The sequence below is a fragment of the Methylotuvimicrobium buryatense genome (assembly GCF_005931095.1).
GTDB classification, from domain to species: Bacteria; Pseudomonadota; Gammaproteobacteria; order Methylococcales; family Methylomonadaceae; genus Methylotuvimicrobium; species Methylotuvimicrobium buryatense.
Genome location: NZ_CP035467.1, coordinates 1,496,868 through 1,513,518, shown reverse-complemented (window position 1 = coordinate 1,513,518; position 16,651 = coordinate 1,496,868). Strand labels below are relative to the sequence as shown.

General features: G+C 44.4%; 15 protein-coding genes. All 15 read left to right on the top strand.

What is annotated here, in order from left to right:
* The first annotated feature begins 188 nt into the window (after positions 1-188).
* Positions 189-368: a hypothetical protein gene (locus EQU24_RS06880; RefSeq protein WP_017840196.1), complete on the top strand. Its 180-nt coding sequence runs from the start codon at positions 189-191 to the stop codon at positions 366-368.
* 561 nt (positions 369-929) lie between these two features.
* Positions 930-1,850 (top strand): Rpn family recombination-promoting nuclease/putative transposase, encoded by a 921-nt coding sequence (locus EQU24_RS06870; RefSeq protein WP_138767115.1) that lies wholly within the window; start codon positions 930-932, stop codon positions 1,848-1,850.
* A 237-nt stretch (positions 1,851-2,087) separates the two neighbouring features.
* On the top strand, positions 2,088-2,267 hold the full coding sequence (locus EQU24_RS22300; protein ID WP_014149137.1) for a hypothetical protein: 180 nt from the start codon (positions 2,088-2,090) through the stop codon (positions 2,265-2,267).
* A gap of 704 nt (positions 2,268-2,971) precedes the next feature.
* Positions 2,972-4,297, top strand: a complete 1,326-nt coding sequence (locus tag EQU24_RS06860; protein WP_017840197.1) for an IS110 family RNA-guided transposase — start codon at positions 2,972-2,974, stop codon at positions 4,295-4,297.
* A gap of 255 nt (positions 4,298-4,552) precedes the next feature.
* Positions 4,553-4,837, top strand: a complete 285-nt coding sequence (locus tag EQU24_RS06855) for a nucleotidyltransferase domain-containing protein (protein ID WP_175421668.1) — start codon at positions 4,553-4,555, stop codon at positions 4,835-4,837.
* Positions 4,831-5,325, top strand: coding sequence for a hypothetical protein (locus tag EQU24_RS06850; protein ID WP_017840199.1), 495 nt, complete (start codon positions 4,831-4,833; stop codon positions 5,323-5,325). The genes EQU24_RS06855 and EQU24_RS06850 overlap by 7 nt, the downstream gene beginning before the upstream one ends.
* A 419-nt stretch (positions 5,326-5,744) precedes the next feature.
* Positions 5,745-7,043, top strand: coding sequence for a phenylacetate--CoA ligase family protein (locus EQU24_RS06845; protein WP_201764849.1), 1,299 nt, complete (start codon positions 5,745-5,747; stop codon positions 7,041-7,043).
* A 425-nt stretch (positions 7,044-7,468) separates the two neighbouring features.
* On the top strand, positions 7,469-8,671 hold the full coding sequence (locus EQU24_RS06840) for a prenyltransferase/squalene oxidase repeat-containing protein (protein ID WP_017840201.1): 1,203 nt from the start codon (positions 7,469-7,471) through the stop codon (positions 8,669-8,671).
* Positions 8,672-8,675: 4 nt separating this feature from the next.
* Positions 8,676-9,485 carry a formyl transferase gene (locus tag EQU24_RS06835; protein ID WP_017840202.1) on the top strand — a complete coding sequence of 270 codons (810 nt, stop codon included), beginning with the start codon at positions 8,676-8,678 and terminating at the stop codon, positions 9,483-9,485.
* A 444-nt stretch (positions 9,486-9,929) separates the two neighbouring features.
* Positions 9,930-10,745 (top strand): sulfotransferase family protein, encoded by an 816-nt coding sequence (locus EQU24_RS06830; RefSeq protein ID WP_026130110.1) that lies wholly within the window; start codon positions 9,930-9,932, stop codon positions 10,743-10,745.
* A gap of 247 nt (positions 10,746-10,992) precedes the next feature.
* Positions 10,993-11,565, top strand: coding sequence for a tetratricopeptide repeat protein (locus EQU24_RS06825; RefSeq protein WP_017840204.1), 573 nt, complete (start codon positions 10,993-10,995; stop codon positions 11,563-11,565).
* 9 nt (positions 11,566-11,574) lie between these two features.
* Positions 11,575-13,050: a lipopolysaccharide biosynthesis protein gene (locus tag EQU24_RS06820; protein WP_017840205.1), complete on the top strand. Its 1,476-nt coding sequence runs from the start codon at positions 11,575-11,577 to the stop codon at positions 13,048-13,050.
* Between the two features lie 18 nt (positions 13,051-13,068).
* Positions 13,069-14,895, top strand: a complete 1,827-nt coding sequence (locus EQU24_RS06815; RefSeq protein WP_017840206.1) for an asparagine synthase-related protein — start codon at positions 13,069-13,071, stop codon at positions 14,893-14,895.
* Positions 14,896-14,981: 86 nt separating this feature from the next.
* Positions 14,982-15,773: an O-methyltransferase gene (locus tag EQU24_RS06810; RefSeq protein ID WP_017840207.1), complete on the top strand. Its 792-nt coding sequence runs from the start codon at positions 14,982-14,984 to the stop codon at positions 15,771-15,773.
* Between the two features lie 65 nt (positions 15,774-15,838).
* Positions 15,839-16,606: a polysaccharide deacetylase family protein gene (locus EQU24_RS06805; RefSeq protein ID WP_017840208.1), complete on the top strand. Its 768-nt coding sequence runs from the start codon at positions 15,839-15,841 to the stop codon at positions 16,604-16,606.
* Positions 16,607-16,651 lie beyond the last annotated feature (45 nt).

Sequence of the window (16,651 nt, the reverse complement as noted above, 5' to 3'; positions counted from 1 at the left end):
GGATCGGGTTCTGAGGTATCCCCTCAAAACGCTCGTTCCCATGCTCTGCGTGGGAATGCCGCTTTAGACGCTCTGCGTCGACTGCGGCGGGCAATTGGACTAAGGAATGTACTTGCTCTTGTCGGGATTATCGACCTCTGGGGACGCAGAGCGTCCCGGGATGCATTCCCACGCAGAGCGTAGGAACGATGAAAAAACGATTATTGCCCAAATATCGGGATGTCGAACTAATGGGCGCAGTTGCAGCAATGGTCATACCGAATGACGTTGCCCGCTATGCTTACCGAAAAGGCCTATACGTACTCGCCCAAAGCGGAAACCCCGTCTTAATCCGCAACGACGGCAAATTTTCACCGAAAATTTGGTAACAGATCCATACACTGTGGAAACTATCGCCAGCTGTAGGATGGGTAGCAGCGAAGCGGAAACCCATCGCTTTGTTTGGGCGCAGGTAAGATTTTAGTAACGCCTTTGGGGCAGATTATTCTGCTGTTTCCCAAGTTCCTGCTTGGAAAACCGATACGTGAAGCTCTAGCTTCGTGATATCAGTAAAAAAGAGGCTAATGTTCCTTCGCTGGCAGCGATTTTATGTTTCCAACGAATTTTTAATATGTTTGCCCTGGTTTTAACCGCCTTTCTCATAGAACCGCGTAAATACGCTCAGCGAAAATCAGAGGAAGATGTCGAGTTCATCTAAAGCTTGAAAAAACCGAACAATATATATACTTTGCACGGCCACATTTTCAGTTTTCTGGCGCGCTCTTTTGTCCGGTAGCTGCGTAGCGAAAACAGTTACATAGCTTGCTATGTGCCTGTTTTCGCGCCTTGCTACCGAACAAAATAGCATTGCCATAAAAGCCGAAAATATGACCGTGCAAAGTATATGCTAAACTTCGCCATAACAACTCGCATAAAGCTCAAACCGTGCCGTGAAAGAAAAATATATCAACCTGTTTACCGACTTCGGTTTCAAAAAAGCGTTTGGCGAAGAGGCCAGTAAAGAGCACTTGATCAGCTTTTTAAATACCCTGCTGCCGGAAAAACACCAAATTCAAGAGTTGCAATTCAATCAAAATGAACGCCTGGGTGCTTCGGCTTTAGACCGTAAAGCGATTTTCGACCTCAGCTGTGTCAGCTCGACCGGCGAATACTTCATTGTAGAATTGCAAAAGGCTAAGCGGAACTTCTTTAAAGATCGTAGCGTGTTTTATTCCACTTTTCCGATTCAACAGCAAGCCGAGCGAGGTGACTGGAATTTTAAGCTGGCTGCGGTTTATACGATCGGCATCCTGGATTTTGTCTTTGATGAAGACGAAAGCCAAGGCCGTCACGAAGTCGTGCATCGGGTCCAATTGAAAAACCAGCATCATCAGGTTTTTTACGACAAATTAACCTTTATTTATTTGACCCTGCCCAATTTTACCAAAACCGAGGATGAACTGGACACTCTGCAAGATAAATGGTTTTACGTGTTCCGCCACCTGCATGAACTGGACGAAATTCCGCCAAGGCTGCGCGAAAGGGTCTTTTTAAGCTTGTTTGAAAAAGCCCGGATCGCCCGCTTTCAGCCGGAAGAACGCGACGCCTATGAATCCAGTCTGAAATACTACCGCGATCTCAAAAACGTAATCGATACAGCGAGGGATGAAGGTAGGGAAGAAGGAAGAGAAGAAGGAATTGAAAAAGGAAGAGAAGAAGGCCGGCTAGATGAAAAACGCAACTTAGCGATCAGAATGATCCGCCGGGAGATGAGCGATGAAGACATAGCCGAACTGACTGGACTCAGCATGGATGTCATTGCCGAAATACGGGCTAACCTTGCGCATTTCATTTCAGATGAACCCTTATAAAAGTCGTGGTCAAGCGCATTAAAATAACTACCAAGTTAATAAGTAAAAGGGATCGGGTTCTGAGGTATCCCCTCAAAACGCTCGTTCCCATGCTCTGCGTGGGAATGCCGCTTTAGACGCTCTGCGTCGACTGCGGCGGGCAATTGGACTAAGGAATGTACTTGCTCTTGTCGGGATTATCGACCTCTGGGGACGCAGAGCGTCCCGGGATGCATTCCCACGCAGAGCGTAGGAACGATGAAAAAACGATTATTGCCCAAATATCGGGATGTCGAACTAATGGGCGCAGTTGCAGCAATGGTCATGCCGAATGACGTTGCCCGCTATGCTTACCGAAAAGGCCTATACGTACTCGCCCAAAGCGGCAACACCGTCTTGATCCGCAACGACGGCAAATTTTCACCGAAAATTTGGTAACAGCTCCATCATCCATTGTGGAAACTATCCCCAGCTGTAGGATCACTGCCGTTAAGTTAAAGCAAACCCGCGTCATTCCGCCAAGAATCGGCGGAATCCAGGGCCATGGATCACTGCCATTAAGTTAAGCCGTTCGTGGTGAGCCTGTCGAACCATGGACGGCTTAACTTAATGGCAGTGATCCGTAGGATGGGTAGCAGCGAAGCGGAAAACCATCGCTTTGTTTGGTCGCAGGTAAGATTTTAGTAACGCCTGCGGGGCGGCTTATTCAACCCGCCCCAAACGTTTCGATTTGCTTTAGCCATAATCGAAACGTTTAGGACGCATATATCTGCTATTTCCCAAGCTCCTGAGACTGTGAAAGTATTGGCGAATACATCGTAAAAAAATTATTCACCATGAAGAACATGAACCAAAAAGAGCAGTTGAAAGCTTCAAACTACCGTTCGCCCTGAGCAAAGTAAGCGCCCTTCGGTCGCATGGCGTTAGCAAGAAACAGGGGAAGGCTACCGTTGAAAGTGTATTATATATGGACCTTACCAGCAAAGACCGAATAAGCACTGGTGCTAATTGCCCGTTGTCTGAGTGTGGTTTGGTGACGTCGGCGACTTTGGTGAGCTTTTGCATCCCGCTTGAGAGAATGAGCAAGACGATGTCCCCAGCTGGCAAGGCTATTTATGAACTTTCATCAGGAGTTTATGCCCATGGCTATGCGCGTCAGCAAAGTATTGAATATTCAGTATCCCAATGCGGCCGGTATTGATATTGGTAGCCGCAGCCACTTTGTGGCGGTTCCGGCGGATCGCGCGACAGAGTCGGTGCGGGAATTTGGTTGTTATACCGAAGATCTCAATGCGCTAGCCTTGTGGTTGCTGGACTGCGGCATTACGATAGCCGCGCTTGAATCAACAGGCGTCTATTGGATTCCGGTGTTCGAGGTTTTGGAAGCACATGGCATTCAGGTGATGTTGGTCAATGCGCGTAGCGTTAAAAATGTCTCGGGCCGTAAATCCGATGTCCTGGATTGTCAGTGGCTCCAGCAATTGATGAGTTTTGGTTTGCTCAGTTCGGCATTTCGCCCGCCTGCGGATGTTTGCGCGTTACGTGCCGTCTCGCGCCAGCGCGACACGTTGCTGCAAGACCAAGCGCGTTGCGTACAACGCATGCAAAAAGCGCTGACACAGATGAACCTGCAATTAACCAATGTCATCACGGATATCACTGGACAAACTGGACTGAACATCATACGAGCCATTGTCGCCGGGGAGCGAAATCCTATCGAACTGGCCAAACATCGAAATTACCGCATCAAGGCAAGTGAAGTTGAAATAGCCAAGAGCTTGGAAGGAACATGGAAAGCAGAGCATTTATTTTGCTTGTCGCAAGCCTTATCGCTTTATGACACCTATCGAGCCTTAATCGCTGAGGCAGACGCGAAGTTGGAGACCCTCATTGCTCCATTACGTCGTCAAGACGTGCAAACGGCCAAAGGCAAAACCAAGCGAGGCGGCAAGAATGCGCCCGGCTTTGATGTGCAGGAGGCTTTGAGGGAATGGGCAGGCGTTGATTTAACCCAGATTGGTGGTATTGATGTTTGCACGGCACTTAAAGTTTTGGTGGAGTTAGGTACGGACCTATCCAAGTTTAAAACGGCCAAGCATTTTTGTTCCTGGCTGGGATTATGCCCAGGGACCCGAATCTCAGGCGGCAAACGTCTTTCAGGCGCTAGCAAACGGATACCTAACCGGGTGGCGCGTGCGCTTAAGTTAGCGGCGCAAGGATTGCATCGCAGCCAATGCGGATTAGGCGCCTATTACCGAAAAACGGCGGCTCGCTTGGGTAAAGGAAAAGCTATCACCGCCACAGCGCATAAATTAGCCCGATTAATCTATGCCATGTTAACGAAGGGCACCGAGTATGTTCAGCAATCACAAGCTGAATATGAAGCGAAATTCCATGACCGTACCCTTAAGTATCTTCAACTAAAGGCGAAAACACTCGGATTTGACCTCGTGCCTCAAGCTGTTTGAAGGCCTATTTAATGATTTTATTTATCCTGTAACCTATTGATTAAGAATAACTAAATTAGCTGTTTCTTGAGAGCCCTGTCGAAGGGTGAACGGTAGTTTGAGGCTTCACCAAGCCGGTGAAAGTGTTGTAGACCCTTCAGGCTTCGACTTGGCTCAGCACGAACGGTCTACAACACTTGCCAACTGCTCTTTTTAGGATAAAAGAGGTTAAGCCCCTGAAAAGCTAGAGTTTATGATATGCGACTTACCACGCAAATGGTTAAAGTGATTGTCGATAAAGCTAAATCGATTGTAGGCGATGATGTTGCAATTTGGGTGTTTGGCTCCAGAGTCAACGATGAATTGCGTGGAGGAGATATCGATCTGCTCATCGAAGTGAATCGTAAATTAGAGAATCGGGTGGCTGCTGCTTGCCAAATAGGCGCAAAAATCCAAATGGTCTTAGGCGAACAGCGCCTGGATATTCTCGTTAAAGACATCGATACCGCAAATTTGCCAATACATGATGTGGCCAAGAAGCAGGGAATAAGATTATGTTGACCGATGATAAAGTTCTTAAGCTACGGACTCTAGCGAGCATTGTATCAAAAGAATGTAAACACCTAGAACAAACTACCAGTCGGCTGTTTGCTCAAGATGATTGGAGCTGGATTAGCCGTTTAGAGCAAGATATAGATCTCTCTGAAAGAGTCGAGGCTTTCGTCGGTCGATTCGGTCGTCTCCAAGATACCTTAGGCGATAAGTTGATTCCTTTAGTGTTGGTGATTGAAGAGGAAACCTTGGGCACTACGCTTGATAATTTGGGCCGAGCTGAACGTTTGGGCTGGTTGCCTAGCGTGGCTGATTGGTCTGAGGCGCGAGGATTAAGAAACCGAATGGTACATGAATATATGACAGATCCGGAAGAATTTCGGTTAGCGTTGGCACGCGGCAGGGACTTAGTCCCGATGCTTCTAGAAACAGCAACTAATACTCTGTCCTTTTTGAAATCTAAAAATTACATTAGCTTCGCGCCGCAAGATACATAACCATTGTGTATACTTCATCCTTAAATTTTAATAACGCTCATTATTGTCTGCTTCAATTGCGGTGATGATCTTTCGAAATGTCCGGACAGCCCCCGTCATTCCGCCATGGACTGGCGGAATCCAGTGCCATGGATGGCAGGCTTTTGAGGTACATTCGCTCGTCCCCAAGTTCGTTGCTTGGGAACGCAGTTCGAGAAGCTCCAGCTTCTCGAAACCGGTAATCAAGAGCTTACGTGCAAAGTTTCCCAAACCGTAGTTTGGAAAACAGCAAAGAGGATCTGAATACTTACTTTTAAAACTCTCTTGGTCACTGATTTCTTTATGCTACCTTTAAACCAGACCGCCACATTTTTCTAATAATACTAACAATGCATCCTTTCATATCCCGGAATATCGTATATCCCCTTCAAGAAAAACTCTTGAACCGACCGACTTTTTCCTATCTAAAAGAACTGGAAAAAACCCAATGGCTGTCCCGAGAAGAAATTGAAGCACTACAGATAAAAAAACTACAAACGCTGCTAAAAACCGCCAAAACTCATTGCTCTTGGCATGCAAAACGAATCCACGAATCCGGCATCGATCTCGAAAACCTGACTTTTGCCGAATTACAAAAACTCCCACCGATGTCCAAAACAGACGCCCAGCAGCATGGCGAACAAATGGCATGGCTTAATGTACCGGGCGGCATATTCCGATACACGACGGGCGGCTCGAGCGGTCAACCGCTGATCTTCCATTTCGGACGTTATCGCCAAGCGTCAGATGCCGCCGGACGCATCCGCGCCAGACGATGGTGGGGGGTCGATGTCGGCGATCCGGAAGTCTATTTATGGGGAGCACCTGTAGAACTCAACAAAACCGATCGAATAAAAACCATACGAGATAGGCTTTTAAACCAACTAGTATTGAACGCTTTTCAAATGTCACCAGAAATGATGTCGAATTATTTGTCGGCAATACAAAGATTCAATCCGAAATGCATTTACGGTTATGCAAGTAGCGTTGCGCTACTTGCGAAATACGCCAAAGAAACAAACCAGCATGTCGAGTTACCACAGTTGAAAGTGGTTTGCACGACCGGAGAGCCACTTTATGAGGAACAACGACAGCTGATTTCCGAGATCTTTAACGTACCCGTCGCCAACGAATTCGGCAGCCGCGACATCGGCTTCACTGCGCATGAAAACCGCCATCATCAGATGCTGCAAATGAGCGAAAGCATCATTATTGAAATACTCGATCCTCAAGGCAACCCGGTAAAACCCGGAGAAACCGGAGAAGCAGTCATGACCGGCTTGTGCTCGGAAGCCCAACCTTTCATCCGCTACCGAACCGGCGACATGATGAAATTATCCGAAGAAACGGATAAAGACGGTCGAGGCCTGCATGTTATCGAAGAAATTTCCGGCCGCAGCACCGACTTTTTAGCCCATCGGAACGGCTCGATCGTGCATGCCCTCGCCGCAATTTATGTACTACGTGAAACTCAGGGCGTCGAACGATTCAAAATCATTCAGCATGACATCGACCGCTTTGAAATTCAGATCGTGGCCAATCCTATGTGGACCAACCAAGCGAAAACCAGCATCGATCAAAAATTCAAATCCCGTTTCGGCGAAACATGCAGCACCGAAATAAATTTAATCGAAGAGATTCTGCCGGAAGCATCGGGAAAAATAAGACAAGTCGTCTCAAAAGTTCAAACTGTTTTTTAATTTAGTACTAAAATGAAAACACATTATTTAAGACGACCGTTGTCCAATTCGCTATAAAGACGTTGCACCTACAACAAATTTCAACAACTACTTGTGGGAGCGATCCCCAGATCGCGACTTTAGACCGACCGTTATATTTATAAGTAAAGTATCACTGCCAATAAGAAATTAGTAACTATTCAGTCCCCTGGCAATTATCGTTCCCACGCTCTGCGTGGGAACGATAGGGGGGTGTAAATAATTACAGAAATTAACCCCGTCATTGCGCCAGGGAGTGGCGGAATCCAGCGCCGAGGATGGCAAGCATGGAATACATCCATGTAATCCGGATATCGGCAATCCATGCCGGCATGACAACTTAACTTAAAGGCAGTGAAGTAAAGTGTGGAAACAACTGTTCAATTTGAAAGAATAATAAGAAAGCGATGGCAAATACACTCCAAAAACTGATCGCCCTACCCTTCAGATACAAACCCTGGCGCCCGGAACATTTCAGCATCATTGTCGACGACCTAAAAGGTTTGAGCAAACAGCCGGTCAACTCGGACGAAGTTCATCTTAAGGCCGCAATCGATTGGTTATGCAGAGCTCAAGATCAACGCACCGGACAACCCGACCAAGGCGGCGTCTCGGCGGGTTGGAGTTTCGAAGACGGCTGGCTGCCCAGTTATCCGGAAACCAGCGGCTATATCGTCGAAACGTTTCTGGCTGCCGAAAAAATCCTAAAACAATCGGAACTCGCCCAACGTGCACAACGCATCATAGACTGGGAACTCTCGATTCAAAACCCGGACGGCTCGTTTCCGGGCCATTTCGGCGAATCCGGCAGCAAACCCGTCATTTTTAACACCGGGCAAATCATGCACGGCATGCTTGCCGGATACCTTAATTTCCAGCGCAACGAATGCCTCGAAGCGGCCGTCAATGCCGGCCGGTGGATGATATCGAAACAAGACGACGACGGTTGCTGGAGACAATCGGTCCATAACGATACGCCGCATACCTACAACACCCGAGCGGCTTGGGCCTTACTGAGAACAGGCCTAATTGCCAACGAAAAGGCTTTAGTTGACGCGGCAGAAAAAAATATCCGCTGGGCGCTTACTCAGCAAACACCATCCGGTTGGTTTAAAACGAACGCATTTACGGCCGACGGCCTACCATTTACGCACAACATCGCTTATGCTATTCGCGGCATTATGGAAAGTGGGTTACTGCTAGAGAACCAAGAAATGCTCAACGCCGCGATTAAAGCCGCTAAAGCACAAGCCGCACAACAACGGCAAGACGGTTGGTTGGCGGGTCGCTATGCCGATAACTGGCAACAGCAAGCCAATTATTGCTGCCTAACCGGTCTCGCACAAATGAGCATTATTTGGCTAAGACTGTCACAAGCCTGCAACCTGAAAGAACTCGAACAAAATGCCGATGCAGGTATTCGATATCTAAAAGCCAATCAACCCATCACCGGCAAAAAAGATCATAGAGACGGCGCAATAGCAGGCTCCGCGCCGATTTGGGGACGCTATTCCATGTTCGAATATCCTAACTGGGCCGCCAAATTTTTTGCGGATGCACTTATGACACGAATCTCGGGCGAACCGATTCCCGAAACGGCCAGGAGCTAAAGAAATGTCCAATCTTTCAGTGATTATCTTATGCGGACAATCGCCGAGACACATTTACTTTGCGAACGAACTTTGCCGGCATTGCCAACCGAAGGCGATCATTCAGGAAACGGGCAGCCATCAATTTATCGGCAAAATATTTAAACTGCTCAAAGACCCTAAAAAACTTTGGCAAAAAGTCTCACGTTGGTTGCGTGACCGTAAGCGTTACAAAGGCAATCCGGAAGCCAAATACTATTTCGGCGAAAATGAGCCCAAACTAGACCGAGCGGAATTGCGTATCGAAGTCCCTTACATCAACGACGAACAGGTTCTCTCCATCGTCGACCAATATCAACCCGACGTCATCGCGGTATTCGGTACGTCACTGATCAAAGGGCCGCTGCTGGAAAAAGGAAGGCTCGGAATTATCAACCTGCATGGCGGACTCTCTCCCGAATACCGGGGCGCCGACTGCACATTCTGGGCGCTTTACAATCAAGAGCCGGAAAAAGTCGGCTGCACGATCCATTACATCAATGCCGGCATCGATACCGGCAAATTGATTGCCCACGTTAGCCCCGAAGTCAAAGAAACCGATACCGAACTCGAGCTATTCTGGCGAGCGGTAAAAAGCAGCACTCAGGCATTTTGCGAACTTTTCGATAAACTGGAAAGCGGCGAGAAATTTGGAACGATTCAAGAAAGCAAAGGCAAGCTTTATCAAGTCAAAGACAGGCAAGGCGGTCAAGAACGTTACTTGGAACAATTGTTGGCAAACGGATTATTGAAAAACATAGACCTAAAAGAACGAGTTACCTGGTTTAATAAATAACCTAATAATTTACTCAAACCGAACTAACTATGTATAAAAAACCAATTCAGTAGAAACAGGGAGATAACGTACGACCGTAAGTATTTTAATACAGAAGACGGCACCAAGCCACCAATATGGCCAACCGGATAAGCGCAAGACTCTAGCTTGGCGCAAATGCAGCCGAACCGGAAGACTATCTATAGTAAGCCCTCCGGTCGAACTCAACAAAACCGACCATCTCAAAACAATACGCGACTGGCTGCTTAATCAATTACTATTCAACCCATTCTAAAAGTCGTCAAAAAAATAGAGGACTTCCATGTGCAAGGTTTTATCTATATTTTTAACAAGGCATAAAACCACCTAACGTTCGTGAAGCCCTGGCAATCGCCCCGGCAAATGAAAGTTTTGCATATCGAAAAAATAGATAAGGGCACCAGATCTAAGAACTTTCACAGTTATATGAAAAATAAACTTTCTCACTTAATACCTAAAATCCGTCGGATTATTTTTCTATTTTTAAAAAAAGGACTTTGGTTAACCCCGAAATTTAACAAAAAAAACCAAGAGCGAGTCTTTATTGCCGGCATGCAACGCTCCGGCACCAACATGCTTATGGACATAATAGAGAAAAGCTTTGAGACCGATGTTTACCACGAACGCGATTCACGCGCATTCGACAATTATCAAATGCGCGATCGACACACGATTCAAAAGTTGATAAATCAATCGCGTGCCCCAAAATTCATCATCAAGGCCCTATGTGAGCTGCAAGATCTTAAAGAACTCATGGAATACTTTAAGCCGGCAAAAGTTATTTGGATCGTGAGATCTTATGACGACGTCGTGGCATCCATGTTGAAGTCTTTTCCCAATATGGAAAAACAAGTCATTCGAATCGTACATAAAGGCAGCAAAGAATGGCTTGGACGTGGCATGACCGATAAGACCCGTAATAAACTAAAAGACTTAATCCACGAAGGCATGGGCGACTCATCCGCCTCTGCGTTACAATGGTACTTTCGCAATATCCTGTTCTTTGATCAACAATTTGATAAAGACCAACGAGTTTTATTAATTTCTTACGAAGACTTAGTTACGAAGCCGGAAATTAATATAAAAAAAATATGCCAATTTATAGGGATAGAGTACAGACCGCGAATGATATCCGATGTCTTCGCGCACTCAATTAAACGAAGAACACCGCCCCATATCTCAAACGAAATTAGAGTACTATGCGATCAACTTCAAGAAAAGTTTAAACCCTTGTATTATTAAATAATCGACCGCAAAATGCCAATCCTGTACAAGCCAGGCGTAATTATTCAGTCCCCCGAAAATTATCGTTCCCACGCTCCGGCGTGGGAACGCCTGAGTACCGCTCCAGCGGTACGAGACGCTAGAGCGTCTCGGTCTTCATTCCCACGCCGGAGCGTAGGAACGATAGGGGGTGTGAATAATTACAGCCAGGCAGATAATATATATTACAAGATAGATAACTTCATATTAATTATGGGCTTATAAAATGCGCTATTTAAAAAAGATTATTTTTATAATGTTTATGATCTTAAGTCTTCCTGTGAATGCAAACTGGAAGTCAGAAATCGATTTTTCGTTAATACCTGAATACTGCAAAGCACGATATAAGGTTGGCGATGAAAGAAGTACTGAAATATGGAAAAAACGTCTCGGCAAAGACTTCATTCATATACACCATTATTGCTATGGTCTACATCTGTTCAATGCAGCGGGTCGTAAAATCGAAAGCAAAGAAAGAAAGCAAACGCTCCAGGCAAGCCTCAACCAAATGATATACACAAAAGAGCACTCCTCACCAAATTTTGCCTTACAACCTAAAATATCATTCGATATAGGCCGCGTTTACGAAGGTTTGGAAGAGCCAGGAAAGGCGATGAAAGCCTACCAAAACAGCATCAGACTCAACCCCAAAGTTGCCCCCCCTTATGCCGCTATAAGCAAATTGTATCTCAAGCAAAACAATAAAAAAGAAGCCGTTGCCATCTTAAAGAAGGGTCTTAAATATAACCCGAATTCGAAAACCTTAAAAAAACACTTACAAAAACTAACCAAGGAATAACAAAAAACTATGCAACTTGGCACATCCATCAGAAGCGGGACGCTTTGGCTATTTACCGGCAATGTTAGTCAACGGGCATTAGAGTTTTTTTTTGGTATCATTTTAGCGCGATTATTGGTACCGGCGGATTTCGGTCTACTGGTAATGACGCAAGTATTCACCGGCTTTGCCGGTTTCATTGCCGGCGGGGGCATGGGCCAGGCCTTGATTCAATCCAAAGATATTTCCGCCAGACATTATCGGGTTGTATTCACGTTACAATTACTCATTTGCAGCATTATTTATGGAGTTTTTTATTACTCATCACCCTATATTGCAAGATTTCTGGATAACCCGATATATACCGACTTACTGCGCGTATCTACACTCAATTTTTTAATAAGACCGTTCGTCAACATTTCCCGCGCCAAATTAAGCCGCGACATGCGATTTAAATCGATCGCCATTATCAGCTTACTCACCTTGATCGTATCGAGCACGTCTAGCATTTTTCTGGCAACGCAGGAACTCGGCGTCTGGAGCTTGATCTATGGCGGATTGATCGGCTCTTTTCTATCGGCGCTGCTTTTCATAATTCACAGCCGAACCGTCCCTTATTTCGCTTACGATAAGAGACTTGCCAAGCAACTAGGCGGCTACGGCATCAAATTGACAATCAACGACATCATAGAATATTTAAGGCGAGAAACGCCTAACTTCATGATAGGAAAAATGCTCGACTCTACTATGCTCGGGCTATTCAATAAAGGCGTCAGCACTAGCGCAATTCCATTACAGACTATTGCAGGATCGGCCTATCAAACGGTATTCCGAGCGCTTTCTTCGACCCAAGATAATATCGACAAGAGTAAATATATTTACTTACGCACGGTTACGCTAGTTACGGTTTACACTTTTCCTTTTTACATCGCTTTAATTTGGCTTTCCGAACCCTTTATAATGACTGTCTATGGACCAAAATGGCAACTAGCGGCAATCCCATTACAAATATTCAGCATTTCTCGATTATTCAGCTGCTTAATGAATACTGCTGGCGCAGTATTGGCAGCTCACAACCATTTAGGAGTCGAAATAATACTACAATCGTTAGCGCTTGTGTTAACGGCAATAGGATGCTGGTATGGTATTCAATATAACAATTTATTTTATGTCTCTCTTGGTATTATTCCTGCGATACTATTTTTATCGTTTACCATGTCTTTTTTTGCTGCTCGTTATATAAAAGCGACTTTTAAAGAATTTCTCACTGCCTTAGATCCGGCCATTCAGCTTAACTTACTATTAGCCACCACACTAGCTATAGGCGATTATTTTCTAACCTTGTACAATGTCGAATCTAATTCAAAAAAGTATCTCATAATCCAATCAAGTGCGGGCGGAATAACTTATGCGCTATTGTTTCTCTATTGGCCAATTAAACAACTAAAAAGCGAATCGGCGCGCTGGAAAAAACTTTTAAAAATTCCGACTGCAAATGCAGCATAAAACAACTTATTAACTTGTATGTCATCCTTACTATTATCTACAAGCTGCAACAATCAAATAAATCCGGCGAAGATTGCCCAGCAACTGAAATTCGCGGCAAATAGTTGGAGCCAGGAATTTAGTATAAATAATCTCGTTGCGGTTTGTACGCGGGTCGACGATCGAAAACTATGGGCGTCCTATCATGATGTCACGACTAATACCTTAATTTTACTTGGCGGTCGCGTTGCATTTGAGCCCGAAGAATGGGCCAAACTCGGAAAGAATAATGAATACGAAGCCATGGTCGCTCATGAAATTTTATCGCGCTACCAAAACTTGGGCATATCCGCATTGACAGAACTCAATGGCGGATATTGCGTAATTATTTATGAAGCAAACAAAGCCCAGCTTACTTTATGCACCGATCGACTCGGCATCTATCCTATATACGGTTACGGAATAGACAATCCTGACAAATTCATTCTTTGTACACACCCGGACGCACTCGCACAAAACCTTAACAGCTGGACGCCCGATTTTGTTACGATGGCCGAATTGTTGCGAACCAGCCAAGGGGTTCACCCATACACTTTTTATCAGGAAATTAAAGAATTGGATTCAGGGTCTTTATATACCTGGAATCTCAAAAACAAACACTTCAATCATCAACGGTACTGGACTCCCGAACCGCAGCCCTTACCAAAATCACAACTGACTGAACTCACCCTCGAACTCGCCGAGGGATTAAGTAAAGCCGTCGAACGAAGAACTCAGCCGATTTTAGGCAAGGTCGGCGTGTTCTTGAGCGGCGGGACCGACTCCCGCATACCGCTATTTGCCGCATCCAATCGTAACGGCTTAACAGGCATTACATTTTATGATGGAGACAATCGGGAACTGGCAGTGGCCAAATCGTTAGCCAACCGCGCACAAGCGGAGCATTTGTTGATACAAAGAGACCTCGACTATTATCCGAGAGTCGCCAGTGAGGTAATGCGGATAGCCGGCGGAATGTGGAATTTTACCGACGGTCATTATCATGGAGGTCTCGACGAAATCAATAAAATGCAATTCGGTTCGATTATTTCAGGTTGTTATGCTGACTGCCTGTTCAAAGGGCTGTTATTAAACAAAAAATGGTACACGTTGTTTGGTAAAAGATTGCCTTACGTAACTCGTGGAAAATTCGATTTTAAATATTATTTATGGCACAGACCGGTTGCAGAACAATGGCATAAAAAAGTCGATGAAAGACTCAGCGAGCTATACCAAAATGTTACAACTCCCCCGAAAAATGATTTCGATTTGATGACAATAGAGCACCTGAGATTAAATCCTGTATCTCGAATAGGTAGTTTTGCAGCACGTAGCTTATGTCATCGAACATTACCGTGGGATCCATTTTTTACCGACAAAAATTTATTAAACCTATACTTAAAAATACCTATTTCACTCAAACTCAACGGAAAATTGTATAATGAAGCCGTTGCACATTTATGTAAGCAAGCGAATGATATTCCAAACGGCAATACCGGGATAGCGATTAATAGTTCTTCACTAGCCAAAATCAATGCGACAATTTTGAAACCATGGATTTTGGAAAAACTAGGAAATTCTCAGAAACAAGCTGTTATCCCTCCTTATGCAAGTCACAATCTTTGGCCGAACTGGTCATACGTAATAAGCCACTCCCCAGTCATTCAAAATCTATGGCTTTCGATGGAAAAAGAAACGATTGACTTAATCACTGAATTGCTAGGATGGAATCCATGGATAAAAACTACACAGGAATGGGGGGAAAGTGATCCCGAATTCTTTACACGAATCCTATCTCTTAGCTTATGGCACAAGCAAATACGATGATTAAAACGACAGGAATATAAAATTAATAAATATTTATAAAATCACTAAATAAAATTATTTCATATAATAAAAAATTATACTCAAAAATGATAAAAAATTTAATTAGATATTTGGCAAATTTATCCACCATATTAAAAAAAATTTACACATTACACCGGTTTAGTGTTTTTTTAGATGAATCAACCCCGAGAGAACTGCATAAAAGCTTGTTGGCCTGGCGTTTATTCAAAAGAGAATACGGTTATTTACGTTCTTTAAAAGAAAATCAATGTGTCGATGGCAATGGCAACCCGATTCCTTGGTATACCTATCCAGCGATAGAACAATTACGTTTATGGGATTTTTCTGATTGTGACGTATTGGAATACGGCTGTGGAAATTCAACAAAATGGTGGGCTGCTCGATCTAAATCAGTAACCAGTATTGAAAACTCTAAATTATGGTATGAAATAGTCTCACAAAATAAACCGAATAATTGTCAAATTATACTTTCAGAAATTGATAATGACAACGTCATGCCTGATCAAGTTGAAAAATACATTAATGTTATCGATCAACTTAACCAATATGATGTTATTGTTATTGATGGATTCAGCAAACTCAGCACTCGAAAAAAATGCACTGAAAAAGCATTGTCACATCTCAAACCCGATGGCTTATTGATCGTCGATAATTCGGACTGGTTGCCTGAAACGTGCCAAATATTAAGAGATGCTGGCTTTTTTGAAATTGACTTTTCTGGATTAAGCCCACTCAATGCCCATGCTGAAACAACGTCTTTATTTTTTAAAAGTGATTTCAAAATTCGCCCTATTGCTGATCATCATCCAGGTTATGCAACTGGAGGTCTTAAATTAAATTATGATCTTGAAACCTAATTGGATTTTTAGATATATGGCAACAGCGCATTTTAAAATGGTCTAAAAAACAAAACAGTGTAAAGATGACGTCTACCAATCAATCTATCGTTTTGATGTACCACGGAACGCCCACCGCGAACCCTATAACAAACTATTCGCTACAAGCCTGTCTGTTTCAACGCCAATTGGCTTATTTAGATAAAAACGGTTGGCATTTTGCGAAAATCAGCGATCTGTTAGAAGACAAAGCGTTACCCTCCTCATCTGTCACGCTGACTTTCGACGACGGCTACGCCGACAACTTCGAAAATGCGTTTCTGCCATTAGTTGAAAACGGGATGAAAGCCACCTGGTTTATCACCACGGATTGTATCGGCAAACATGCGCAATGGATGAGACCGCCTTCTGAGCAAACAAAAATGCTCTCTGCCGATCAAATACAAGAAATGTCGAATGCCGGCATGGAAATCGGTTCGCATACCTGTTCCCATCCCGATTTATCTCAATTGCCTTTTAAGCAACAATTAGACGAACTCACCCGATCCAAACAGATACTGGAAGATATAGTGCAAAAACCCGTTACCGGGTTTGCCTATCCTTTTGGCCGATATAACGAAGATACACTCCAGGCCGTCCAGGCAGCCGGTTATCAATGGGCTTGTAGCACTCGCTCCGGCTGGTTTAAAAAAGATGATAATCCGTTGCTGATTCGACGTGTCACTGTTTTTTCTGGCGATACTTCAAGCGTTTTAGCGCGCAAATTAAACTTTGCAGACAATGATGTCAGTTTGAAAAAACTGGCTAACTACTATCTGAAACGCCTTAAAACAAAACTGACCCCTCAACCTTGACGCAAAAGAAAACCGCCGATCGACCTGACAAATTCACCCACATGG

What these genes read in the sequence shown, in the direction of transcription:
- EQU24_RS06880 (WP_017840196.1), top strand. Translation starts at nt 189, where the DNA reads ATGAAAAAACGATTATTGCCCAAATATCGGGATGTCGAACTAATGGGC.
- EQU24_RS22300 (WP_014149137.1), top strand. Translation starts at nt 2,088, where the DNA reads ATGAAAAAACGATTATTGCCCAAATATCGGGATGTCGAACTAATGGGC.
- EQU24_RS06860 (WP_017840197.1), top strand. Translation starts at nt 2,972, where the DNA reads ATGGCTATGCGCGTCAGCAAAGTATTGAATATTCAGTATCCCAATGCG.
- EQU24_RS06855 (WP_175421668.1), top strand. Translation starts at nt 4,553, where the DNA reads ATGGTTAAAGTGATTGTCGATAAAGCTAAATCGATTGTAGGCGATGAT.
- EQU24_RS06850 (WP_017840199.1), top strand. Translation starts at nt 4,831, where the DNA reads ATGTTGACCGATGATAAAGTTCTTAAGCTACGGACTCTAGCGAGCATT.
- EQU24_RS06840 (WP_017840201.1), top strand. Translation starts at nt 7,469, where the DNA reads ATGGCAAATACACTCCAAAAACTGATCGCCCTACCCTTCAGATACAAA.
- EQU24_RS06835 (WP_017840202.1), top strand. Translation starts at nt 8,676, where the DNA reads ATGTCCAATCTTTCAGTGATTATCTTATGCGGACAATCGCCGAGACAC.
- EQU24_RS06830 (WP_026130110.1), top strand. Translation starts at nt 9,930, where the DNA reads ATGAAAAATAAACTTTCTCACTTAATACCTAAAATCCGTCGGATTATT.
- EQU24_RS06825 (WP_017840204.1), top strand. Translation starts at nt 10,993, where the DNA reads ATGCGCTATTTAAAAAAGATTATTTTTATAATGTTTATGATCTTAAGT.
- EQU24_RS06820 (WP_017840205.1), top strand. Translation starts at nt 11,575, where the DNA reads ATGCAACTTGGCACATCCATCAGAAGCGGGACGCTTTGGCTATTTACC.
- EQU24_RS06815 (WP_017840206.1), top strand. Translation starts at nt 13,069, where the DNA reads ATGTCATCCTTACTATTATCTACAAGCTGCAACAATCAAATAAATCCG.
- EQU24_RS06810 (WP_017840207.1), top strand. Translation starts at nt 14,982, where the DNA reads ATGATAAAAAATTTAATTAGATATTTGGCAAATTTATCCACCATATTA.
- EQU24_RS06805 (WP_017840208.1), top strand. Translation starts at nt 15,839, where the DNA reads ATGACGTCTACCAATCAATCTATCGTTTTGATGTACCACGGAACGCCC.